The organism is Clostridium beijerinckii, assembly GCF_036699995.1.
In the GTDB taxonomy this organism is placed as follows: Bacteria; Bacillota; Clostridia; order Clostridiales; family Clostridiaceae; genus Clostridium; species Clostridium helianthi.
Genome location: NZ_CP144906.1, coordinates 1,668,655 through 1,691,494, shown reverse-complemented (window position 1 = coordinate 1,691,494; position 22,840 = coordinate 1,668,655). Strand labels below are relative to the sequence as shown.

Genomic DNA, 22,840 nt, shown 5'->3' with positions numbered 1-22,840 from the left:
AATTATATTTATTTTAAGTTTATATTTATTTTCCTTGTAAATACTCATCTATAGCTTTTGCTGCCTTTTTACCAGCACCCATGGCAAGTATTACTGTTGCTGCTCCTGTAACTGCATCCCCACCAGCATAAACTGCTTCTTTAGTAGTAAGACCTGTTTCTTCTTCAGCTACAATACATCTTCTCTTATTTATTTCTAATCCTTGAGTTGTTGATGAAATTAATGGATTTGGTGATGTTCCAAGTGACATTATTACAGTGTCTACATCCATAACAAATTCTGAACCAGGAACTTCAACTGGACTTCTTCTTCCTGATGCATCTGGTTCTCCAAGTTCCATTCTTACACATTTCATTCCTTTAACCCATCCATTTTCATCTACTAAGATTTCTGTTGGATTAGTTAATACATCAAAGATTACTCCTTCTTCCTTAGCATGATGTACTTCTTCTACTCTTGCTGGAAGTTCTGATTCACCTCTTCTATAAACGATATGGCTTTCAGATCCAAGTCTTAAGGCAGTTCTTGCTGCGTCCATAGCAACATTTCCTCCGCCTACTACTGCAACTTTTTTACCAGATCTAACTGGAGTGTCGTATCCTTCTACTGCTGCTTTCATTAAGTTTACTCTTGTTAAAAATTCATTTGCTGAGCATACTCCATTTGCATTTTCCCCTGGTATTCCCATGAATCTTGGAAGTCCTGCACCTGAACCTATGAATACAGCTTTGAATCCTTCGTCTTCAAACAATTGATCTATAGTTATAGTTCTGCCAACTATAACATTAGTTTCTATTTTAACACCAAGTTTCTTAATGTTTTCAACTTCATTTTTAACTACTTTTTCTTTTGGAAGTCTGAATTCTGGAATTCCATATTCCAAAACTCCACCTGCTTTATGAAGTGCTTCAAATATAGTTACTTCATATCCTTTTTTAGCCAAATCTCCAGCACAAGTAAGTCCTGCAGGTCCACTTCCTATAACTGCAACTTTAATTCCATTTTTAGGTTCTGTTGCACTTAAATCAACATTATGTGATGCTGCCCAGTCTGCTGTAAATCTTTCAAGTTTACCAATAGACACTGAGTCACCTTTTATTCCTAAAACACATCTTCCTTCACATTGTTTTTCTTGTGGACATACTCTTCCACAAACTGCTGGAAGTGAGCTGTATTTTGAAATTTCTTTTGCAGCTTCTTCAAATTTTTCATCTTTAACATAAGAAATGAATCCTGGTATATTGATTGATACTGGACATCCTTCTACACATTTAGGATTCTTACAGTTTAGACATCTAGAAGCTTCTTTAGTTGCTTCTTCTTCGTTATATCCGATACAAACTTCTTCAAAGTTTGCTGCTCTAACCTTTGGATCTTGTTCTCTTACTGGTATTCTAACTAATCTCTCATTCATGTCCATTATTTATCACCTCTGCAACCACAGCCACCGTGACTATGAGTATTTCCTTCTTCAACTTCTAACTGTGCTTTTCCTTCTTCTGTTTTATACATAGCTTGTCTTCTCATTGATTCATCGTAATTTACCAAATGTCCATCAAATTCTGGTCCATCAACACAAGCAAACTTAACTTCTCCTCCAACAGTAACTCTACAAGCACCACACATACCTGTACCATCAACCATTATTGGATTTAAGCTTACTGTTGTTGGAATTCCTAATTCCTTAGTTAGCATAGAAGTAAATTTCATCATTATCATTGGTCCAATAATAATTGCATGATCATATTTCTTACCTTGATTATTAACTAATTCTTTAAGCATATCTGATCCAGTTCCCTTAAATTCATATGAACCATCATCAGTTGTTACATAAAGATTTCCAGCAGCATTCTTTAATTTTTCTTCATATATTAACAAATCTTTGTTTCTGCTTCCTAAAATAACATCTACAGCTATTCCATGTTCATGCATCCATTTTACTTGTGGGTAAACTGGTGCTGCACCAACTCCACCTGCCACAAAGATGAAATTCTTTTTCTTTAATTCTTCTATATCCTCATGTATAAATTCACTTGGTACACCTAATGGTCCAACAAAGTCAGCTACATGATCCCCTTCATTAAAAGCAGCTAACTGTTTTGTTCCTTTTCCTACAGTTTGAAAAACTATAGTTACTGTTCCTTTTTCCTGATCATAATCTGCTATAGTTAACGGAATTCTTTCACCTTTTTCATCATTTTTTATGATAATAAATTGTCCAGGCTTTGCAGATTTTGCTACTCTTGGAGCTTCTATATCCATTGAGAATATATTATTTGTTAGCTCCTTTTTGTTCACTATTTTATACATTTACGTTCCTCCTAATTTAACCAAGTAAACTTGATTCAGGTGATTTTTTCTATTCATCTGAATCTTAGTATAATTTTTGTTCTTGCGAGAATATACTTTATCTATAAGTACTATTTATATCTTTATTGCTAATTGCAAATTCTATATAGATTAAGATTTAGATACGAGTTCTTTGTCTGGAGATACTAATATCTTAACATGTTTCTTCTTTTCTGGACCTGTTAATGCTCCGAAACCTTCTTCAACTATATCATCTAAATGTATTTTCTTTGTTACATATCCTTCTGCTTTTATTCTTCCATCTTTCATTTGAGCCATAGTTGCTGGGAATTCATGTCTGTATGCTAATGTTCCAATGATTTTCTTCTCAGTAAATACTAATACATTAGGATTAAATTTAACATCATTTTCCCATATGCTAGTTACAACTAAAGTTCCTTCAAACTTTAAGCTATCTATACCTGTATCAAAACCTATTTGAGCTCCTGTAGTTTCAAATGCCACGTCAACTCCTAATCCGTTAGTAAGCTTCTTAACTTCCTCTGCTATATTTACTTCATTAGGATCTAATACTACATCTGCCCCTGCTCTTTTAGCATAATCTTGTCTTATAGATTTTCTTTGTAATACTATTATTAATTTTGCACCAGCTGCTTTTAAGCACTCAATAGTTGCTAGTCCTATTGGACCAGATCCTAGTACTAAAGCAGTATCCCCTGTTCTAAAATTACCAATTCTAATTGAATGTAATGCTACTGCCATTGGCTCAACTAAAGCAGCTTGTTCGTAAGACATTTCATCTGGAATCTTATGTACAAATTCTTCTGGGAAAACTGTATATTCAGCAAGTCCTCCACCACTTCCGCAAAGTCCATGGAAACCTAATGATGAACATAAATTATATTTTCCTTCTAAACATGCTGGACATTTTCCACATGCAACTATAGGTTCAACTATTACTCTATCTCCTGGTTTAAAATTCTTTACATTAGGACCAACTTCAACGACATCTCCTGAAAATTCATGTCCTAAAACTACTGGAGCTGTTGTACCACTTAATGGGTGAGGTTGTCCTACTGGTATAAATATAGGTCCTCCTAAATATTCATGTAAATCTGATCCACATATTCCACACCATTTTACTTTAATCTTTACACCATTAACTGTAACTTTAGGTTCTTCAATTTCCTCTACTCTAACGTCTTTCTTTGCATACCATAATGCTGCTTTCATCTTAAAACTCCTCCTTGGATAAATTGTTAATTAATTCACATATATTTTATTAAGCAATTTCTGTGCCAAGTTATGATTAAGATTATATTTTTTTGCGTTATTTAGGTTGTTTGCTTGATATAATTTTATTTTATCTATTATTTATAATACAATTTTATATAAAAACCATTTAACTATAAAAGAAAAATGTATCAAAACGATACATTTTCCTTTCTCATTTTGATACACAGATTTTTCTTTTCTCATTTTGATACATCTATATGATATTTTTTTATCTTTCTATATAAAGTTGCTCTTCCTATACTTAACAATTTAGCTGTTAGTTGAAGATTTCCATCACATTTTTTTATAGCATCCCTTATAGCGTTCTCTTCTAATACATCAAGAGGAACTATTTTAATGTCCTCTTGGTCCATAGGTTCATCATGCAAAGTTTGTGTCATATTATTATAATCTAAATTATTTATATCTATATTCATTATTTCATCTTCGCTTAAGTAATAATCTCGCTCAACAACATTCTTAAGTTCTCTTATATTTCCGTCCCAATCATATTTCTTTAACTTATCAATATATTCCTTACTTACAGTTATAATCTTATTTTTGTTTTTTATGTTTAATCTTTGAACAAAATCATTTACAAGTACATCTATATCATCTTTTCGCTCTCTTAATGGAATAGTCTTTATCTCCATTACACTTAACCTATAATATAGATCCTCTCTAAAATTTTTCTTTCTTATCTCATTTTTCAATATTCTATTAGTGGCACCAATAACTCTAACATTTAGCTGCTTCTCATAAGTCCCACCAACTCTAACTATCTTTCCATTATCTAAAACCCTAAGAAGCTTACTTTGAATATCTAATGGCAGCTCACCAATTTCATCAAGGAAAATTGTCCCCCCATCTGCTAATTCAAACTTACCTGGATGTCCTTCTTTTGATGCTCCAGTAAAAGCCCCCTTTTCATATCCAAATAATTCACTTTCAACTAATTCGCTAGGTATTGATGCACAATTTACAGCGACAAACGGACCTCTAGCCCTATCGCTATAATTGTGTATTGACTGAGAAATCAACTCTTTACCAGTACCGCTTTCTCCCTGTATTAGTATATTGCAATCGCTTTTTGAAGCTTTTTTAGCGAAGGCTATCATATTGGCCATCTCTTTGCTTGTTGTTATAATGTCTTTAAATTCATATTGTGCTTTATATCCCACAAACTTATTTACTAGTTTATGTACAATCTTAACTTCTGTAAAAGTTATTACCATACCACTACTTTTACCATTTTTATTTAATGGTAATACGTTTATAACACATTTTATTATGTCATTATTTATAGAAAAATCCCATTCTATATTATTTAAAGATTTATTTTTTTCTTGCAATAATTTTTGAAAATCTACGCCATTTAGTACTTCATTAATATTCATATTCATTGCTTCTTCTAGTGATATATTTAGAATTTTCAAAGCTCGTCCGTTTATTCTTTTAACTTTCATATACTCATTAATAACTATCATGCCTTCTGATATGGAATCAAATGTCACATTAAGTAACTTATACGAAATAGCAAGTGCCATTTGCTTCTGTATTGATTGTGCCGCAGCAGTTACAATTCCTAACGTATGAGAATGTGCATTATAATAATTTCCAGACATGTTTATACATCCAATTAAATTATCATCTTCATCATAAATAGGAGATGCAGAACAAGTCCAAGAGTGTTGATTTACCCCATAATGTTCTGCTCCTATAGTCTGCACCGGTTTCCCAAGATATAATGCCGTCCCTATAGCATTAGTTCCAACTACATTTTCAGACCATAATTCACCCTTGAGGAAGTTTAATTCCTCAATTCTCTTCATTATATCGTTATCGCCTATTACGTCTATTATATATCCATCTTTATCCGTTAAAAATAATGCAAATCCTGATCCTCTAACCATGCTATAAATACTTTCCATAATAGGTCTAGCTACAGATATAAGTTCATTATTTTTATTAATTAATTCATTTATATTAGAATGTTTAACATGACCCTTACCATCATAGGGATCAACACCATAGTTCATGCATCTTATCCATGAATCACCAATTTCACTTCTAACCTTAGGATTGACATTTCCTGTAGAAATAAAGTCTTCCCAAGCTTTATTAATAAAATCCACATAATTCTCCATATATTTCTCCTATGCTTACACAAAGATAAATTTATCATTTATTATATCTTATATAATAAACTTATTAAATATATATGTCGAATTTAATAATATTTAAATTTGATGTTAATTTTTGAATAATACAACTACATCGCTCTCAAATTACTTTAAAATTTGAAAATCATTTAGCATCCATCCATAATTCTAATCCAAAATAACGCTTATGTTCATCATCAATAAATTTTAAAGGTCCATTATAAAGTATTGTTCCTGCATATTTTCCCTTCGTTATAACAATAAAATTTTTCAGATTATGGTCTGATGATCCTAAATTAAATTGAAATTCCCTAAGTTCTTTTTGAATAGTTTTGGTATCCAATTTCATCATCCCAAGTTCCGTAATTTCCTCATTTGATAACTTTTTATCGTTATCCATATCTCCGATTTTAATTAAAGCTGCCGCTAACTCTGTTCTAATTTCACTAGCATCAACTATTTTGCCATCAGATCCAAAATGATTTATTTGAAGATTCTCATTTGATGTCCTTTCCGTCTCAATAATATTCACCGCTTCACTAATCATACTGATATCAGTTTTAAAGTCATCAACTGCGAGGCTACTACTATTTGTACATTCAATAGAATTATAGAACCTTACTATACTTGTTAAAAAAATAATTAACAATAACAGGAGAAAAAGCATTTTTATTAGATTAATTTTTCTTATAACTATGCTATCTATATTAGACCTATAATTATAAGACAGTAAATTTCTAGTATACATTCTTTCACCTATCCTTTAAAATCTATTTATTTACATTATTAAGTGTAATACCCGATTATTAATTAAAACTTGTTTCCGTGTAAAAAGCATGTTAAAAATCCTCATGTTTTTACTGATTTTATATAGATAATTCAACTAATACCTTAACTTATTAGATGAATGTATTTACAAATTTACTAAAACTTTAAGTTCATATCTTCACTAGAAATCATAAATATATTTGTAACCACAAGGGTCATAATATGAAGAAAACATTTGAAAATGAGCTGTTAAAAGTTCTTAAGCAGAGAACCCAAATCTTTGATTTGGTGAGAATCGCTTACTCAGCGAACGAACGTGAGTCGAGTTCCCGCTAGTGGTTGTCCCAATTTAGCTTGTGAAGTGAGAGTCCAAAATTTTATTTTGGGTTCTCGAACTTCCTCAGCGAATGTAATGAGTCGAGCTTCCCTAGGAAAGTTGGAGCATGCTAAAGTGGATACAACCTGCTGCTTAGAACCTTCAGCGATATTTTCATAGCTTTTCGGAATCAAAATATTTATGATTTCGGTGAGGTATACTTAAACTATGAAATATATCCCAACTAAAAATAATAAGGCTTTGAAATGTAATTCAATAACATTTCAAAGCCTTATTTTAAAATAGATATTATTCACTAATCTATTCTTATTAATTTAACTATTTTTTGTTTATGTACTTTATATTCTATTTATCTGATTTTTTATTCTTTTTTACCTTATCCTTGTTATGTTCCTTATGGTTCAACTTATTATCATCACTATCTATCTTAATTTTTACCTCTTCGATTTGAGAAGCCTCTACTTTATCATTAGTATCTATATCTTCTTTGCGTAATTTTATTTTATCACTATCCTTAACTTTTAAAGTACCACACTTAGCATCCCTTTTAGCTTTTGCATCTTCACTATCTATTATTTCTATCACTGAATCCTCAAGTATACGGGTTTGGCATGCCAATCTATAACCGCCATCAATTTTTTCTTTTCCTAAAATTTTTAATTCTTCTTTAGTTGGTTCAGAAAGTTTTCCATCTATAACTTTAATAACACACTTTCCACATTTTCCTTTTCCTTCACACGAATCATTAATTTTTACCCTAGCATTTTTAGCAGCTTTTAAAACCTTTTTCTCATCTTTAACTTCTACTTCACTTATAAACTTAACCCTTACTGACATTCTTTCCCTCTCCTTTGAATCTTACATTGATAATTTTAAATCGACAGTTGTAACTTTAGTAAATCTACCCTCTAAAAATTCTATGATTGTTTAGATCTACAACTTCCCAATTAAAACTTAAATGAAAAATTACTACTCTAAATACGTATTTTTATTAAAATTATATACTTTAAATCATGATACTATACAAAACCTACTGAGTTCTATGCTTCAATAGCACAATATTACTATTTTCCACTTTTAACTTTTACTCCATATCTTTCAACACTAATGATGACATAACTAACAAAAGAAGGTGCTTATTTTAAATAGTATATAAATTACAAGATATATAACAAATAGAGTCACCTTTTGTTGGTAACTCCATATTATATAATCTATATTTTCGATCTATATTCAAATTATTACCATCTACTTCCTCCAACTCTAACACTCCAGTTCCTCATTTTCTTTGCAGTTTGGTCACTTTGATAAGCCTTAATCTCATTTTCAGCTTTCTTTCTTCTTTTAATTATATCCTTAACTGTTTTTTGAGTTAGTTCTTTTGGAGTCATATTATCCCACCATCCTTTTTATTTTTGAAATCAAATTTCATCATTACATAAAGTCAATGGTAAATATATTAAGTTTGTACACATTAATTGCTTTGTATAGTATTAAAATCATATTATTTATTCTATAAAACGCTGTACTTATAATTTATTTATCTCTTACTGTAATTATACATCACATTTCTAATTTTCCACCATAATACCGTATAAATTATATTTAATATAAGCATTAAATTAGTAAATTGCTTTAAATACAACCTTTCTAAATCTATTTATTTCTATCATACAACAAAATTGTTAAATTTCTGCACATAAAACTTTAAAAGAACGTTAAAAATATTCTATTAATCACTATGATAAACTAACATTATTTTATTATTCATAAAAGTAACAAAACATTAACATACCTTTAATGGTATCTTAGCTTTTTATAAATATACTATATCTATAAGGAATTTAATCATTCTTTGCTTCCTGAATTAAGAATAACCTTGTGGAAGTTTTTTAATATTAATAATTAATAAAGGAGATGTAAATATAATGAATACTTTAAACATCTGTATTGATATTGACGGAACGATAACCAATGCTTATGACTGGCTAGATATGGCAAATAAATATTTTAAGAAGAATATAACCGAAGATCAGGTGACAAAATATGAAATTCATGAAGTCATGGGTGTGAAAAGGCAGGAATATGATGATTTCTATAATAAAAATAAGTTCAAACTCCACTCAGATCAAAAACTAAGAGATGATGCTAAACTTGTTATAACTGCATTACATCAATTTCATAATATATATTTTGTGACAGCTAGGGATTTAGAGCTAAAAACACTGACTCATCTATTTTTAAGAAACAATGAAATACCTTATGATAACTTATTTGTTTTAGGTAGCCACTACAAGGTTGACAAAGCACGCGAATTAGATTGTAATGTTTTTATTGAAGATAACTACAATAATGCAATTCAGTTATCGGAGGCAGGATTCAACGTTCTTCTTATGGATACAAATTATAACAGGAAACCTATAAATGATAAAATAACTAGAGTTACTAACTGGAATGAAATATTCTTAATTATAACAGAACTATCTTCACAAATTAAAGCTGTTTAAAACAATTTATTTTCTATTGCCACATAAAGTTTATTCTAATTAACTTATACTATTAAGTAACAGACTCCAATGATGATTTAACCTTTTTATCCTCTCACCATAGTACACTCATTTTTTCTAAATAATTAGAGATTTTTTTCTCTATATTATCTCCTATATAATATCTTATAATCCCATCTTAATTTTAAAATGCCTATATTCTTAAAATCTTTAGTACTAGATTACAAAAAACAAAAGCTTCTCCTTAAAAGAATTAGGATAAGCTTCTATTTTATATAACTTATTATCTACCAGCATGTATTCAACATCAACTTTTGAATGTAAACTGTTTTGTTCATGTAATGTTACTAACACTTCTTCTGACGCAACTACATGCTCCTCAGAAATGGATGTCATACTTTCCGTTTCATAGCTAATATTGGTAAATGATTTAGAAAGAGACTCAGTCATATTAAATTCACTTTCAATAAGTATATCTATTTCCTTAAGAAATCTATTTATATCTTCAAAACTTTTATTTACTTTACCTAGGGTTACTTTTTCTGTTTTAGTTTCATAATTACCTTCCTCAACTTTCTCAAGTACTGATTTCATTGTAACTTTTAACTAATTTCCTCCGCTATATTTTAATAAAACTCATCATTAAATAAAATATACAGCTTATCAGAAATATGTATACTTTTCCTCAGTTTTCAAATAATAAATGGGATAAATAAATTATGATTTTCTATAAAAATAGAAGAGGAGGATTAGCCTAATGCAAAAAGTCACAAAAACAATGGACGGAAACCAAGCCGCAGCATACGCTTCCTATAATTTTACTGAAGTAGCTGCAATATATCCTATAACTCCTTCTACACCTATGGCCGAGGGGGTTGATGAATGGTCTGCTCACGGAAAGAAAAATATGTTTAATCAACCAGTTAAGGTCGCTGAAATGCAATCTGAAGCTGGTGCAGCTGGTGCAGTACATGGATCACTTCAAGCCGGTGCACTGACTACTACATATACAGCATCACAAGGATTGCTGCTTATGATACCAAATATGTATAAGATGGCTGGGGAACTTTTGCCTGCAGTGTTTCATGTAACTGCTCGTGCAATTGCAACTCACGCACTATCAATTTTCGGAGATCACCAAGATGTTATGGCAACTAGGCAAACTGGATTTGCTATGCTTGCATCAAGCAGTGTTCAAGAGGTAATGGATTTAGCCTGCATTGCCCATTTAAGTGCAATTAAAGGAAGAGTTCCATTTACTCATTTCTTTGATGGTTTTAGAACATCACACGAATACCAAAAAATTGAAGTTCCTGATTTTGGCGAAGTGACAAAACTAGTAGATAAAGCTGCATTAAAAGCCTTTAGAGATAGAGCCTTAAATCCAGAACATCCAGTTGCTAGAGGTACAGCTCAAAATCCTGATATATATTTCCAAGGAAGAGAAGCTCAAAATCCTTTCTTTAATGCAATTCCTGATATAGTAGAAGATTATATGAAGGAATTAAAAAACATCACTGGAAGAGAATATCACCCATTTGATTACCACGGAGATCCTGAAGCTGAAAGAATTATAATAGCTATAGGTTCTGTATGCGATACCATTAGTGAAGTTGTTGATTATTTAATGGAAAAAGGCGAAAAAGTAGGTATGATAAAAGTACATTTATACAGGCCATTCTGTGATAAATACTTCTTCAACGTTTTACCTAAGTCTGTTAAGAAAATAGCTGTGTTAGATAGAACAAAAGAACCTGGAGCACCTGCCGAACCGTTATACTTAGATGTAACTAAACTTTTCTATAATAAAGATAATAAACCAGTTATAGTTGGTGGAAGATATGGTTTAGCATCTAAAGATACAAGACCATCACAAATTATTTCTGTTTTCGGCAATTTGAATTCAGATAACCCAAAAGATAACTTTACTATAGGAATAGTTGATGATATAACTAATACTTCTTTAGCTGAAGGCGAAATAATTGATACTACACCACAAGGCACTATAAGCTGCAAATTCTGGGGATTAGGATCAGATGGTACAGTTGGAGCAAATAAGAGTGCTATTAAAATCATAGGTGATAATACAGATTTATATGCTCAAGCATATTTTTCTTATGATAGCAAAAAATCTGGTGGTACTACTGTATCACACTTAAGATTCGGAAAGAGTCCTATAAAATCCCCTTATTTAGTTTATAATGCAGATTATGTTGCATGTCATAATAAGTCCTTCATTTATAATTTTGATGTATTAAAGGGTTTAAAGAAAAATGGAATTTTTGTACTTAACTGTCCATGGGATAAAGATGAAATTGAAGATAAATTACCAGCACCATATAAGAGATATATAGCAAAAAATAATATTAAATTTTACACTATAGATGCAATTGCTATAGCTGGTGAAATAGGTCTTGGAAATAGAATAAATATGATAATGCAATCTGCATTCTTTAAACTAGCAAATGTTATTCCTGTAGAAGATGCAGTTAAATATTTAAAGGACTCAATTTCCCACTTGTACGGTAAAAAAGGTGATAAAATAGTTAAAATGAATCATGATGCTGTTGATAGAGGAATAGATTCATTAAACGAAATTACTATTCCTGAATCTTGGGCCAATGTTGAAGATAGTGATAAACCTATTAAAGACGAACCAGACTTTGTTAAAAATATTCAACGTCCTCTAGCAAGACATGAAGGTGATGAATTACCTACAAGTGCATTTGTAGGTATGGAAGATGGTACTTTCCCTCTTGGAACTACAGCCTATGAAAAACGTGGTATAGCTGTTAATGTGCCTGAATGGCAGACTGATAAGTGTATACAATGTGGCCAATGTGCATTTATATGTCCTCATGCAACTATTCGTCAATTCTTAGTTGATGAAAATGAAAAGGAAAATGCTCCAAAAGACTTCATTACAAAGAAAGCTGCCGGAAAAGGTCTAGAAAATTACGGATACAGAATACAAGTTGCTCCACTCGACTGTACAGGATGTGGCAACTGTGCCGATGTATGTCCAGCACCTGGTAAAGCACTTATAATGAAACCATCTGAGGAACAAATATTAGAGCAGGCTGAAAACTGGGAATACGCAATGAGACTTACTCCTAAGGAAGATTTAATTGATAGAAATACTCTAAAGGGTAGCCAATTAGTTAGACCTCTTCTAGAATTTAATGGTGCTTGTCCTGGATGTGGAGAAACTCCATATATAAGACTTTTAACACAGCTTTTCGGAGAAAGAATGATAATTGCAAATGCAACAGGATGTTCATCTATCTGGGGTGCAAGTTCTCCTTCCATTGCTTATACTACTAATGCTGAAGGAAGAGGTCCTGCATGGGCAAATTCATTATTTGAAGACAATGCTGAATTTGGATATGGTATTTTCCTTGGCGTTAAACAAATTAGAGAAAAACTTGCAGATTTGATGAATGAAGGTTTAGAATCACCAGACTTTAACGATGATGTTAAAGATGCATTCCGTGAATGGCTTAACAACTTTAACGATGGGGAAGGTTCAAAATCAGCTTCTGCCAGAGTTTTAGAAGTACTAGGCGGAGATGAAATGGGAAATGGGCTTACAAAAGAAATCTTAGAAAGAAAAGATTATCTTGTTAAGAAATCTCACTGGATAATTGGAGGCGACGGCTGGGCTTACGACATTGGTTATGGTGGAGTTGACCAAGTGCTTGCTATGGGTGATGATGTAAACATATTTGTAATGGATACAGAAATCTATTCTAACACTGGAGGTCAGGCTTCAAAATCAACTCAAACTGCTCAAGTTGCTAAATTTGCTGCTGCTGGTAAAAAGACTAGAAAGAAAGATTTAGGACTTATGGCTATGAGTTATGGTTATGTATATGTTGCTCAAATAGCTATGGGCGCTAACATGAATCATGCGCTTAAAGTAATCGCTGAAGCTGAAAAATATCCAGGACCATCAATTATTATCGCTTATGCGCCATGTATAAGCCATGGTATAAAAGTTGGTATGGGAAACAGTATAAAAGAAGAAAAGAAAGCTGTTGAATCTGGATATTGGCATCTATATAGATATAACCCATTACTAAAAGAAGAAGGTAAAAATCCTTTCTTACTAGAATCTAAAGAACCTTCTGCTCCATATAAAGACTTCTTACATGGAGAAATACGTTACTCATCATTAATGAACGTATTCCCAGAGGTAGCCGATAAATTATTTGATGAAGCAGAAAAGAATGCAAAAGAAAGATATGAAACTTATAAGCGCTTAGCAGATATGCAATATTAATAAGAAAAGTTCCAAATAAAATACATGTAAATAGTAACCAAAATAAAAAATCCCCGATTTTCCGGGGATTTTTCTATAGATAATTTGAAAATCAAAAGTTTTATATTCCACTAGAAATAAGAAGCATGTTTTGTGAAGTGTTTCATTGGAATTTTTATGGTTATGATTCTTAAGTGAAATTCCAAATCTAAGATTTGGTTAATTGAACTTACTCAGTGAACGAAGTGAGTCGAGTTTCCTTTGCATTAGCCTAAATATGCTAGTTCAAACTCGCTTTTGATGCTAGCATTTTGGGCACAACTTCTAATCTTAGAATCATCCATAAAAATTCCTTAGAAACCGCAATAAAACATGTTTCTTATTTCGTGATGGATATATACTTACTTTTGATTTGTATCTACATATTCTTTTGCATTTCTAACTTGTACTTCGCTAGGAATGTTCACATTAGATACAGGTTGCGCGTCTTCCATATTAGCCCATGCTGCTGCATCATGCTTTTCTATTGGCATTGCAACAAATTTTTCTTTAAATTTATTTGTCATGTGTAAACCTCCTTTTACTATCCAAAATTATTTTAATAAATTTAGATCAGTAATAGTATTTACTTAAAAGCGAAAAGTATAACTAGAGTTAATTTACAACATGATAATTATTTAATTACATATTGGGTTAAACTCTAAATAAATTTGTAATACAATCTTCTGAAATAATGAAAGTTCTAATATGAGACTTTATTATTATTATTATTATATATAAAGAAAATTTTCTTAATTAAATCCTCATATTTTATATTTCCATATTTGTTTTCGGAAGTCTTATAAATAGATTTCTTACACTATATTCAATACAGTTTTTCTCCATGATGACTTCATCCTTTTCTTTTAAATCTAAGTTCATTCTATAACTTCGGCTAATAATATTAAATGTACCAAGTAAATCAAAAAATCCATATCCTATTTCTCTATTAGGATATCTATATGTCGTGTTACTTCTATCAGCACCCAAAATCAAATATGCTATAACTTTCGCTGAAAACATGGTTTTGTCATTTCCATTAACAACTCCCCACTGTAACAAAAGTGCGCAAGCCCCAGAAATTATTGCCGCAGCCACCGAGCTGCCAGAAACAGTTGTAGTTCCCCCTCCTACTTTTGTAGTTAATACATCCATCCCTAAAGTTGCTAAATCTGGGTTATTTATATCAATATTAACATTTGGACCTTTTCCAGATGCTGCAACCAAAGCATTATCATTTCCATAATAAGCTATTGTGGCTACTCCTCTAGCTGTAGATGGTATTGTTAGTGTAGTAAATGGATCTGCTTGAAGAAATCTTGTATTCTCTGGCAATGTTTTCTGCGGCGGTAGCCAAATGTGATATCTTCCATCAGTTATATAATCTCCTCGTAGCTGCAATGTCCATATTCCAGCCTTTATGCTATCAAAATTTATGGCTATTGCTTCATGGCCTGTAAAATATTCCGGCACATAATATCTCACAGTCATTCGAGTCCTAAAAAACACAAAATTAACATCTTGTACTTCATTTGCCTTTGCTTTGATAAATTTAGATGATTCTCCATTAGGCGAAATTACATTTATAGATGCTCTATTAGGTTTTATTACCCAAATTGTAAATGAAAAATATTTCATTTCCTTTGATATTCTTAATTCGATAGAAACTATATCCCCTGTTTGCTTTATAATTCCAGAAGCATGGCCTTCCGAAGCTCCTTCATTCCCAACACCTGCAACTGTAATTACCCCTCTAAGCCTCCCCAGAGATGATATATACCTCGAAATTAAGTTATTACCATCATGACTACCTTCTGTTGTTCCAACTCCAATATATATGACCATTGGTCTATTAAGGCTTACCGAAGTATTTTTCAAATAATCTATTGCTGATAAAATCTCTGAATCATTATATACTGGTGTATATGGAATACCATTCGCTATGAGCTCTTCCCTGAATTCCATGGACTCATAAAGCTTTACAATCACAAACTCGCATCCAGAAGCTATCCCTTGAACATCAGCATTATACCCCCTTGCTCCAATGATACCGGCCATTTGAGTTCCATGCCCAACTTCATCTCTTGAAGGTACTATTAAATATGGATCCTGTTTATTTCTATAAGCTTTGACTGCATTAGTAATCTCTTCATTATTAAAAGTTTTTCCTATGTAAACTGAAGTATCTTCAGAATCAGGAATAGTTTGATCCCAAAGGCTTATTATTCTTGAAGTATCATCTTCCCTTATAAATTCTTCATTTAAATAATCTATTCCAGTGTCAACCATGCCTATAAGTACACCTCTACCATCTAAGTCCAAGTAAGGATTGATTTTAATTGCATTTATATTATCTACACTTGACGGAGATATATCTTGTAATACGTACTTACTTCTAGGATCTATGTAAAGAATCGATGGCACATCCCTCATCAATCTAACCAAGTCTTCTGGCGAAGCAGATATAACTGCGATAGTATCAGTAATTGCATCTCCACACGCATATGATACTTTGTCCATTTGACCTCTAAAATCTCCTCTATATTGAACTAAATAATTAGGCAGTTCTCCATAATATAAACTACATTTCTTAAAACTAGGCACAGCAAACTCCTTAGTATTACTTATATTTAATAGTATTTAGCTAAAGCATAAATTATTCATTATGAAAATATAAATATGATTAAATGGCCTTACCCTATTTATAAAAATGCGACCCATACCGATATTTATAAATATGGTATGGGTTATAAATTTATTAAAAATATATATATTGTTTATATATACCAATATTTCTAAATAAAACTTTACATTAAGCATTTTGTGAATTCTATTTAATCCAAGCACCATTAGATCCTAATCTATACCCACCAATAGTGGTATTGTATGCCATAGCTCCATTACTATATAAGTAATAATACTTTCCAGACACATCCTTAATCCATCCTGTTTGCATTCTTCCTTCTGAATCCATATAGTACCAATTACCATTAACTAATTGCCAGCCTGCTTTTTTTGCTCCGTCGCTACCTAAATAATACCATGTACCTCCATAGTTTAACCACCCTGTGGCCATGTTTCCATCTGATTGTAAGTAGTAATTACGTATCCAATTATTCTTTACTGGATTACCTATAGAATCGTTGTATTGCCATCTTCCATTGACCTGTACCCATTGATTTGTTTTAATATTCTTAGTTGGCAATGGTGTATCACTGCTATTAGAGTTATTTCCACTTCCGCCTCTATAAATATTCAATGTGTATGTTCTCTTATCATCATCATTTTTAACAGTTATCTTTATATCATTCTTTCCTTTATTTAAAGATACTGTTTTTCTAAATTTATCGCTTTCATCTACAATACTTCCATCTATTTTTACTTCATAATCATCATACTCATCACTATCACAATCTGGCTTTGCAGTTATTTTAATTTCATCAACAGATCCAGAAACATTTACACTGTAATCAGAAGTATTTTTAGAAAAACTCAAATCCCCTTCACTAAGTGAGATGCTCTTCAAATACACATCTTTATTATCATCTTCATCATCACTAGAAGAACTTGCTGTACACTTCACCCTAATAGTGTACTGACTAGAATATGAATCATCACTGTATTTGACCGTTCCTGGATCATCGTTATATGTTCTTATTGTAAGAACTGTTGTTGATCCTTTAGATAATTCAATAGTGCTACCTGTTTTTACACCTTTAATAGAACTTGTTCTTCCTTTAAAGATTCTAACATTACTTGAGTCAGCACCATTTACACTTAGTTTTATTTTACTAGATGAAGTCTTAGCGTAATACGTTTCATTATTTTTCAACTCACCATTATCAACTTCATTTTTACTTTTATAGTCATCCTCACTATAGGTCTTTATTGTGCTTCCACTTGATGTTTTTAATTTAATACTTGATAAATCACCTGTTGACGCATAAGCTATTGTAGTTAAAGTTAAGCTTGTTGCTGGTACAATTGCACTAAAGGCAGTTGCCGCAATTGTTAATGCAACTATTCTTTTAATATTTCTATTCATATTATATCCCCCTAAATTGTTGTATTAGCACCAAACAATGCTGTCCACTATATAATACAATATTAAGTACCATTTATAGTACCTTTTAGTTGGTAAAATAGAATTTTTTTCTTTATATTACATATTTTTTATTTTAATATACAACCTTAAACAAAAGCATTGTTTTTTTAACATTTATATCTATTTAGGAATTCTTATAAATAATGCTTTTACACTATATTCAATATAATTATCCCCCATTTTCCAGTCTGCCCTTGATCTATTTTCTAGACCTAAATCCATTCTATAGCTTCTACTAATTATATTAAAAGTGCCTAGTAAATCGAAAAAACCATATCCAATTTCTCTAGTTGGATATCTATAAGCTAAATTACTCCTATCTGCACCTAGAACTAAATACGCTATGACTTTTGCTGCAAACATAGTTCTATCATTTCCATTGACAATCCCCCATTGCAATAAAAGTGCACAAGCTCCTGCTATTATAGCAGCTGCTACTGAACTGCCAGAAACAGTAGTAGTCTTGCCTCCTATATTGGTTGCTAATATATCTGCACCCAAAGTAGCTATATCTGGGTTTTGTACATATGTATTGACATTAGGACCCTTTCCAGATGCTGCAACCAAAGCATTGTCATTTCCATAATAGGCTGTTGTGACTACACTTCGAGCAGTAGATGGTATTGTCAATGTAGTAAATGGATCTGCTTGAAGAAATCTCGTATTTTCTGGCAATGTTTTTTGTGGCGGTAACCATATATGATACCTACCATCTGTTATATAATCTCCCCTTAGCTGAAAGGTCCATATTCCTGCTTTTATGCTATCAAAGCTAATTGATATGGCTTCATGGCCAGTGAAATGCTCAGGAACATAATATCTTACAGTCATTTGAGTCTTAAAAAATACAAAATTAACATTTTGTATTTCATTCGCCTTAGCTTTAATAAATTTTGATGATTCTCCATTAGGCGAAATCACATTTATAGATGCTCTATTGGGTTTTATCAACCAAATTGTGAAAGAAAAATATTTCATCTCCCTAGGTACTCTCAATTCAATAGAAACCACATCTCCCGTTTGCTTTATGATTCCAGAAGTATGACCTTCTGACGCTCCTTCATTTCCGACACCAGTAACTGTAACAATACCTCTAAGTTTTCCAATAGAAGTTAAATACCTTGAAAGTAGATTATTACCATCATGACTGCCTTCGGTTGTACCTACACCCATATATATAACCATAGGCCTATTCAGTCTTACTGCAACACTTTGTAAATAATATATTGCTGCTAAAACTTCTGAATCATTATATACTGGTGTATAAGGAATACCATTTGCTTGAAGCTCGTTTCTAAAATTGATGGATTCAAAAAGCTTAACAATTACAAATTCGCATCCTGATGCAACACCTTGAACATCAACATTATAACCTCTTGCGCCAATAATACCAGCCATCTGTGTTCCATGTCCCACTTCATCCCTTGATGGGACAATTAGATATGGATCTTGATTATTTCTATAAGCTTTGATTGCATTAGTAATTTCTGCATTGCTAAATGTTCTTCCAATATAAACTGATGTGTCGGTAGAATCTGGTACCGTCTGATCCCAAAGACTTACTATTCTTGAAGTATCATCCTCTCTTATAAATTCTTCATTTAAATATTCTATTCCACTGTAAACCATACCGATAAGCACGCCTCTTCCGTTTAAGTCTAAGTATGGATTAATTTTGATTGCATTGATATTATCTACACTTGATGGCGAGACTTCTTGTAATACGTATCTGCTTCTAGGATTTACATAAAGAATTGATGGAACATCCTTCATTAAACGGTTTAAATCTTCTGGTGCTATAGAAATTACTGCAATTGTATCAGTAATTTTGTCGCCACAGGCATATGATATATTATCAATTTGTCCCTGAAAATCTCCCCTATATTGCACTAAATAATTAGGAAATCCTGCATAATATAAATTGCATTTTTTAAAACTAGGCACATTAAACTCCTTAGTATTGCTATATCTAATAATATTTCCATAAAATATAATTTATTCATTAGTACACATTAATAAAACACAAGAGAATGCATACAAACATATACTAATTAAATTTATTTCACTTTCACAAATAAAGTAAAAGGGAGAATTTATAATATATACTTGATTAATTAATGCTTATATTTGCATAATAATACACATTGACTTATACATATATTGACTCGAATATTTAAAAATGATATGTTTATATATAAGATATTAATAATTACAAAATGATATATGTAACGCTTAATCACTTTGAACGGGAGAACCATTTTTTGGGGTGAATCTTATTACACGATAATAAGTAGGGTTAATTTTCTTCAATCCGAATCCGTCAGCTAATCTCGTAAGCGTAGAAGAGAAGTTTGGGTATGCTTTGATATTTTTATGTATGCCTATAAATATTATTGCTTTACAAGCTATAGAGACTTCTCTATAGCTTATTATTTTTTTATAATTATAAACTTAGGACAAACTTTTGAGGCTGGAAAAATATCTTATGGTTAAGAAACTTTTCCTAACTTCAAATAATACATTATGATAAAAGGAGAAAGCAATTTAATGAGAGCTAGTAGATGTGAATTAAATAATACTTTTTACGCAAAAATAGATCGGACTAAAATATTAGTAGATTTGCCTAACAAGAGAATAAAAATAATTGACTTTAATACTATATCAACGCAAAACTTAAAAAGAATAATTCACTTTGCATCAAAACAACATTTAAGTAAAATTCTTTGTAATTGTGACACAAAATCCTTTGAAACTTTTATTAATGCTGGATTCAATTCCGAAGGGAAGATTAGTGGATATTTTAAAGGTAACGATGCTTTTTGTATGTCATATTTTATTAACAGCGATAGAAAAGTTTGCAGCAATTTTGCAAGAAAAGAACTCTTAATAAAAGAATGTCAGAATGTTAGAAACACATATGCGCATCAAAAAAACAATTTAGGATACCTTATTCGAAACGCAAATAAAAATGATATAAAAGAAATGATAGATTTGTTTTCCACCGTTTTTTTAACTTATCAATCACCTATTTATGATGAAGAATATTTAAAACAAACAATGAATGATAAAGTTCTATACAAAGTTGCCGTATATAATGGAAAAATAATCAGCATAGCCTCAGCAGATATGAATAAAGAAAATTTGAATGCTGAAATAACTGACTGTGCTACTCATCCATCTTATAGAGGAATAGGCATATTATCAAACATCATTTATTCTTTAGAATCAGACTTAAAGGCTAAGGGTTTTCTCTGTTTATATAGTTTATCTAGATCAATAAATCCTAGCATTAACTTTGTTCTAAGTAAACATAATTATAATTTTGCTGGCAGACTAGTAAACAATTGTAATATATGCGGTACCTTTGAAGACATGAACCTTTGGGTAAAAAACATAAATAGTACAAGCTTTTAAATTAATTTTATTATAGTAAAAAATATTATTTATTTGCATGAAGCAAATAAACAATATTTTTTAATCCCCTCTTTTATTATGCTATTTTGCATATTCATTCAAAATATTATAAGCATATTCTATAATCTCATCACAAGTTACACCCTTCTTCTTAAGCTCAATACACTCAAGAGTACCATATTTCTCTTTAACCTTATTTATAATTTCTTTAGTTAATACTCTTGAATTATTTTTTTCTTCACTGCTATTTCTTCCTTTTAATGCACCTACTGCCATTAAAGTTCCAGTGATTGCTCCACATGTACTTCCAATAGTCATACCTCCGCCAAAAGGACTTGCTATTGCAATTGGAATCTCAGATCCTGTATCTTCATTAAATGCTTTAAGTATAGATTCTGCACAATTATAACCTTCTTTATGAAATTCGATAACTTTATTCATGTTATATCCCCTCAATCTAGTAAAATAATTTTTGTTTGCAAACTGGAAATACTAAAACCTACTGTTATGTAATTTATTTTCTTTTGTTTCCTATATATGAGCCCATTCCACCTGCAACATTTATAACCTTGAAACCCTGATTTCTTAGATTGCTGCACGCTCTTGCACTTCTTCCCCCAGATTGGCACATTATATAATATTCTTTGCTTTTATTTAAGTATTTTTCTGGTTCATCTAAAAGTTCTCCCATAGGAATATTTTTTGCACTTTTTATACTTCCACCTTTATACTCATATTCTTCTCTTATATCAATCAATTCAACTTTTCCTATTAAATCATCAATTTCATTTACATTAATAACTCTTCCATCATCTTTTTTTAAAAATTCAAACACTATAACTTCCTCCTAAAATACTTTCCTAATTTCTCATCTCTAATTGTCTTTTAATATTTTATTTAAATCCTTAAGTATGATTATTTTACCTCTTTCTAATTTTATATACCCAAGCTTTTCTAAATTCTTTAGCTTTCTACTTATAACTTCACGAACCGAATCAATTTCAAAAGCCAATTCACTATGAGTCGCATAAATTATTTTGCTTTTCTTGCTTATTAATAATTTTATAAGCCTTGTTTCAAGAGATTCATGAATAATTTCTTCTTTATTCCCTATGATAGTATTAAACTTATTATACAAGTCTTTATATATATATAATAAGAAGACATTATCATTAATAAAATATTTTTTAACCACTTCAAAAGGAATTATACATATCTTAGAATCTTGAATTGCCTTACCTGTTATATTTAGTGATTCCAAATCTGATAAGCAGCTTAAGGCTTCATGACAAAATTCACCTTGGCTTATATTATAAAGATTAGTTTCTTCACCATTCTTATTAATTTTTTGTATTTTTATTACACCTTTTATAACAAATAATATCCCTTTACATGCTTTCTCTGTAGCTTCTACATATTCATCAGCGTATAAAGTTTTAAAATTGGCTTGTTCGTTTATTACTTCATTATTCTTTTTATTAATCTCATATAGCACCGGATATACCTTATATAGAGATTTTATATCTTCCAACCTATTCACACTTGCTATTTCAATCCTATTATTCACTTCATCCCTCCTTTATTGTATTATATTCTTTTTTTCAATAAATTTGTGTGACTTAGTCACATAAGTAAAAACTTTACATTTAAAAAGTGTAGTCA

General features: G+C 31.0%; 18 protein-coding genes and 1 riboswitch. Of the genes, 3 read left to right on the top strand and 15 right to left on the bottom strand.

Annotation, left to right across the window (positions count from 1 at the left end; translation table 11 throughout):
• Nucleotides 1-25 precede the first annotated feature (25 nt).
• The 7 genes from gltA to PZA12_RS07790 form a co-directional block, all read right to left on the bottom strand.
• Complete coding sequence (gene gltA / locus PZA12_RS07820) at nt 26-1,420, bottom strand: NADPH-dependent glutamate synthase (protein ID WP_338481374.1); 1,395 nt, start codon at nt 1,418-1,420, stop codon at nt 26-28.
• Nucleotides 1,420-2,310, bottom strand: coding sequence for a sulfide/dihydroorotate dehydrogenase-like FAD/NAD-binding protein (locus PZA12_RS07815; RefSeq protein WP_061114804.1), 891 nt, complete (start codon nt 2,308-2,310; stop codon nt 1,420-1,422). Before PZA12_RS07815 ends, gltA begins: the two co-directional genes overlap by 1 nt.
• Nucleotides 2,311-2,460: 150 nt before the next feature.
• Complete coding sequence (locus tag PZA12_RS07810; protein WP_077841041.1) at nt 2,461-3,543, bottom strand: 2,3-butanediol dehydrogenase; 1,083 nt, start codon at nt 3,541-3,543, stop codon at nt 2,461-2,463.
• Between the two features lie 242 nt (nt 3,544-3,785).
• Nucleotides 3,786-5,732, bottom strand: coding sequence for a sigma-54-dependent Fis family transcriptional regulator (locus PZA12_RS07805; RefSeq protein ID WP_103698907.1), 1,947 nt, complete (start codon nt 5,730-5,732; stop codon nt 3,786-3,788).
• Nucleotides 5,733-5,892: 160 nt separating this feature from the next.
• The gene (locus PZA12_RS07800; protein ID WP_103698906.1) at nt 5,893-6,495 is read right to left on the bottom strand and encodes a hypothetical protein; all 603 of its coding nucleotides are present in this window, start codon (nt 6,493-6,495) and stop codon (nt 5,893-5,895) included.
• Nucleotides 6,496-7,197: 702 nt separating this feature from the next.
• Nucleotides 7,198-7,689 (bottom strand): 2Fe-2S iron-sulfur cluster-binding protein, encoded by a 492-nt coding sequence (locus PZA12_RS07795; RefSeq protein ID WP_103698905.1) that lies wholly within the window; start codon nt 7,687-7,689, stop codon nt 7,198-7,200.
• Nucleotides 7,690-8,093: 404 nt separating this feature from the next.
• Nucleotides 8,094-8,243: a hypothetical protein gene (locus PZA12_RS07790; RefSeq protein WP_171770944.1), complete on the bottom strand. Its 150-nt coding sequence runs from the start codon at nt 8,241-8,243 to the stop codon at nt 8,094-8,096.
• Nucleotides 8,244-8,780: 537 nt separating this feature from the next.
• Here PZA12_RS07790 and PZA12_RS07785 point away from each other — a divergent pair.
• Nucleotides 8,781-9,359, top strand: coding sequence for a 5' nucleotidase, NT5C type (locus PZA12_RS07785; RefSeq protein WP_078115051.1), 579 nt, complete (start codon nt 8,781-8,783; stop codon nt 9,357-9,359).
• A 216-nt stretch (nt 9,360-9,575) separates the two neighbouring features.
• Here the strand turns inward: PZA12_RS07785 and PZA12_RS07780 are convergent, their stop codons facing one another.
• A complete protein-coding gene (locus PZA12_RS07780; protein WP_103698904.1) occupies nt 9,576-9,953 on the bottom strand; it encodes a hypothetical protein in 378 nt (125 codons plus the stop codon).
• A 163-nt stretch (nt 9,954-10,116) separates the two neighbouring features.
• Here PZA12_RS07780 and nifJ point away from each other — a divergent pair, with 163 nt between their 5' ends.
• Entirely contained in the window at nt 10,117-13,641 is a 3,525-nt protein-coding gene (nifJ, locus tag PZA12_RS07775) for a pyruvate:ferredoxin (flavodoxin) oxidoreductase (protein WP_103698903.1), read from the top strand.
• Between the two features lie 380 nt (nt 13,642-14,021).
• Here nifJ and PZA12_RS07770 read toward each other — a convergent pair whose 3' ends face one another.
• The 4 genes from PZA12_RS07770 to PZA12_RS07755 form a co-directional block, all read right to left on the bottom strand.
• Nucleotides 14,022-14,186, bottom strand: a complete 165-nt coding sequence (locus PZA12_RS07770) for a CDIF630_02480 family spore surface protein (protein WP_077840327.1) — start codon at nt 14,184-14,186, stop codon at nt 14,022-14,024.
• Nucleotides 14,187-14,430: 244 nt separating this feature from the next.
• Complete coding sequence (locus PZA12_RS07765) at nt 14,431-16,263, bottom strand: S8 family peptidase (protein ID WP_103698902.1); 1,833 nt, start codon at nt 16,261-16,263, stop codon at nt 14,431-14,433.
• A 226-nt stretch (nt 16,264-16,489) separates the two neighbouring features.
• Nucleotides 16,490-17,704, bottom strand: coding sequence for an N-acetylmuramoyl-L-alanine amidase family protein (locus PZA12_RS07760; protein ID WP_103698901.1), 1,215 nt, complete (start codon nt 17,702-17,704; stop codon nt 16,490-16,492).
• Between the two features lie 180 nt (nt 17,705-17,884).
• Complete coding sequence (locus PZA12_RS07755) at nt 17,885-19,708, bottom strand: S8 family peptidase (RefSeq protein ID WP_103698900.1); 1,824 nt, start codon at nt 19,706-19,708, stop codon at nt 17,885-17,887.
• Between the two features lie 275 nt (nt 19,709-19,983).
• Nucleotides 19,984-20,118: riboswitch (cyclic di-AMP (ydaO/yuaA leader) on the top strand.
• A gap of 193 nt (nt 20,119-20,311) precedes the next feature.
• Here PZA12_RS07755 and ablB point away from each other — a divergent pair.
• On the top strand, nt 20,312-21,178 hold the full coding sequence (ablB, locus tag PZA12_RS07750) for a putative beta-lysine N-acetyltransferase (protein ID WP_078115046.1): 867 nt from the start codon (nt 20,312-20,314) through the stop codon (nt 21,176-21,178).
• Nucleotides 21,179-21,259: 81 nt separating this feature from the next.
• Here the strand turns inward: ablB and PZA12_RS07745 are convergent, their stop codons facing one another.
• The 3 genes from PZA12_RS07745 to PZA12_RS07735 form a co-directional block, all read right to left on the bottom strand.
• Nucleotides 21,260-21,619, bottom strand: a complete 360-nt coding sequence (locus tag PZA12_RS07745) for a C-GCAxxG-C-C family protein (RefSeq protein ID WP_078115045.1) — start codon at nt 21,617-21,619, stop codon at nt 21,260-21,262.
• A 73-nt stretch (nt 21,620-21,692) separates the two neighbouring features.
• Nucleotides 21,693-22,013: a rhodanese-like domain-containing protein gene (locus PZA12_RS07740; RefSeq protein WP_078115044.1), complete on the bottom strand. Its 321-nt coding sequence runs from the start codon at nt 22,011-22,013 to the stop codon at nt 21,693-21,695.
• 39 nt (nt 22,014-22,052) lie between these two features.
• Nucleotides 22,053-22,745 (bottom strand): Crp/Fnr family transcriptional regulator, encoded by a 693-nt coding sequence (locus tag PZA12_RS07735; protein WP_078115043.1) that lies wholly within the window; start codon nt 22,743-22,745, stop codon nt 22,053-22,055.
• Nucleotides 22,746-22,840 lie beyond the last annotated feature (95 nt).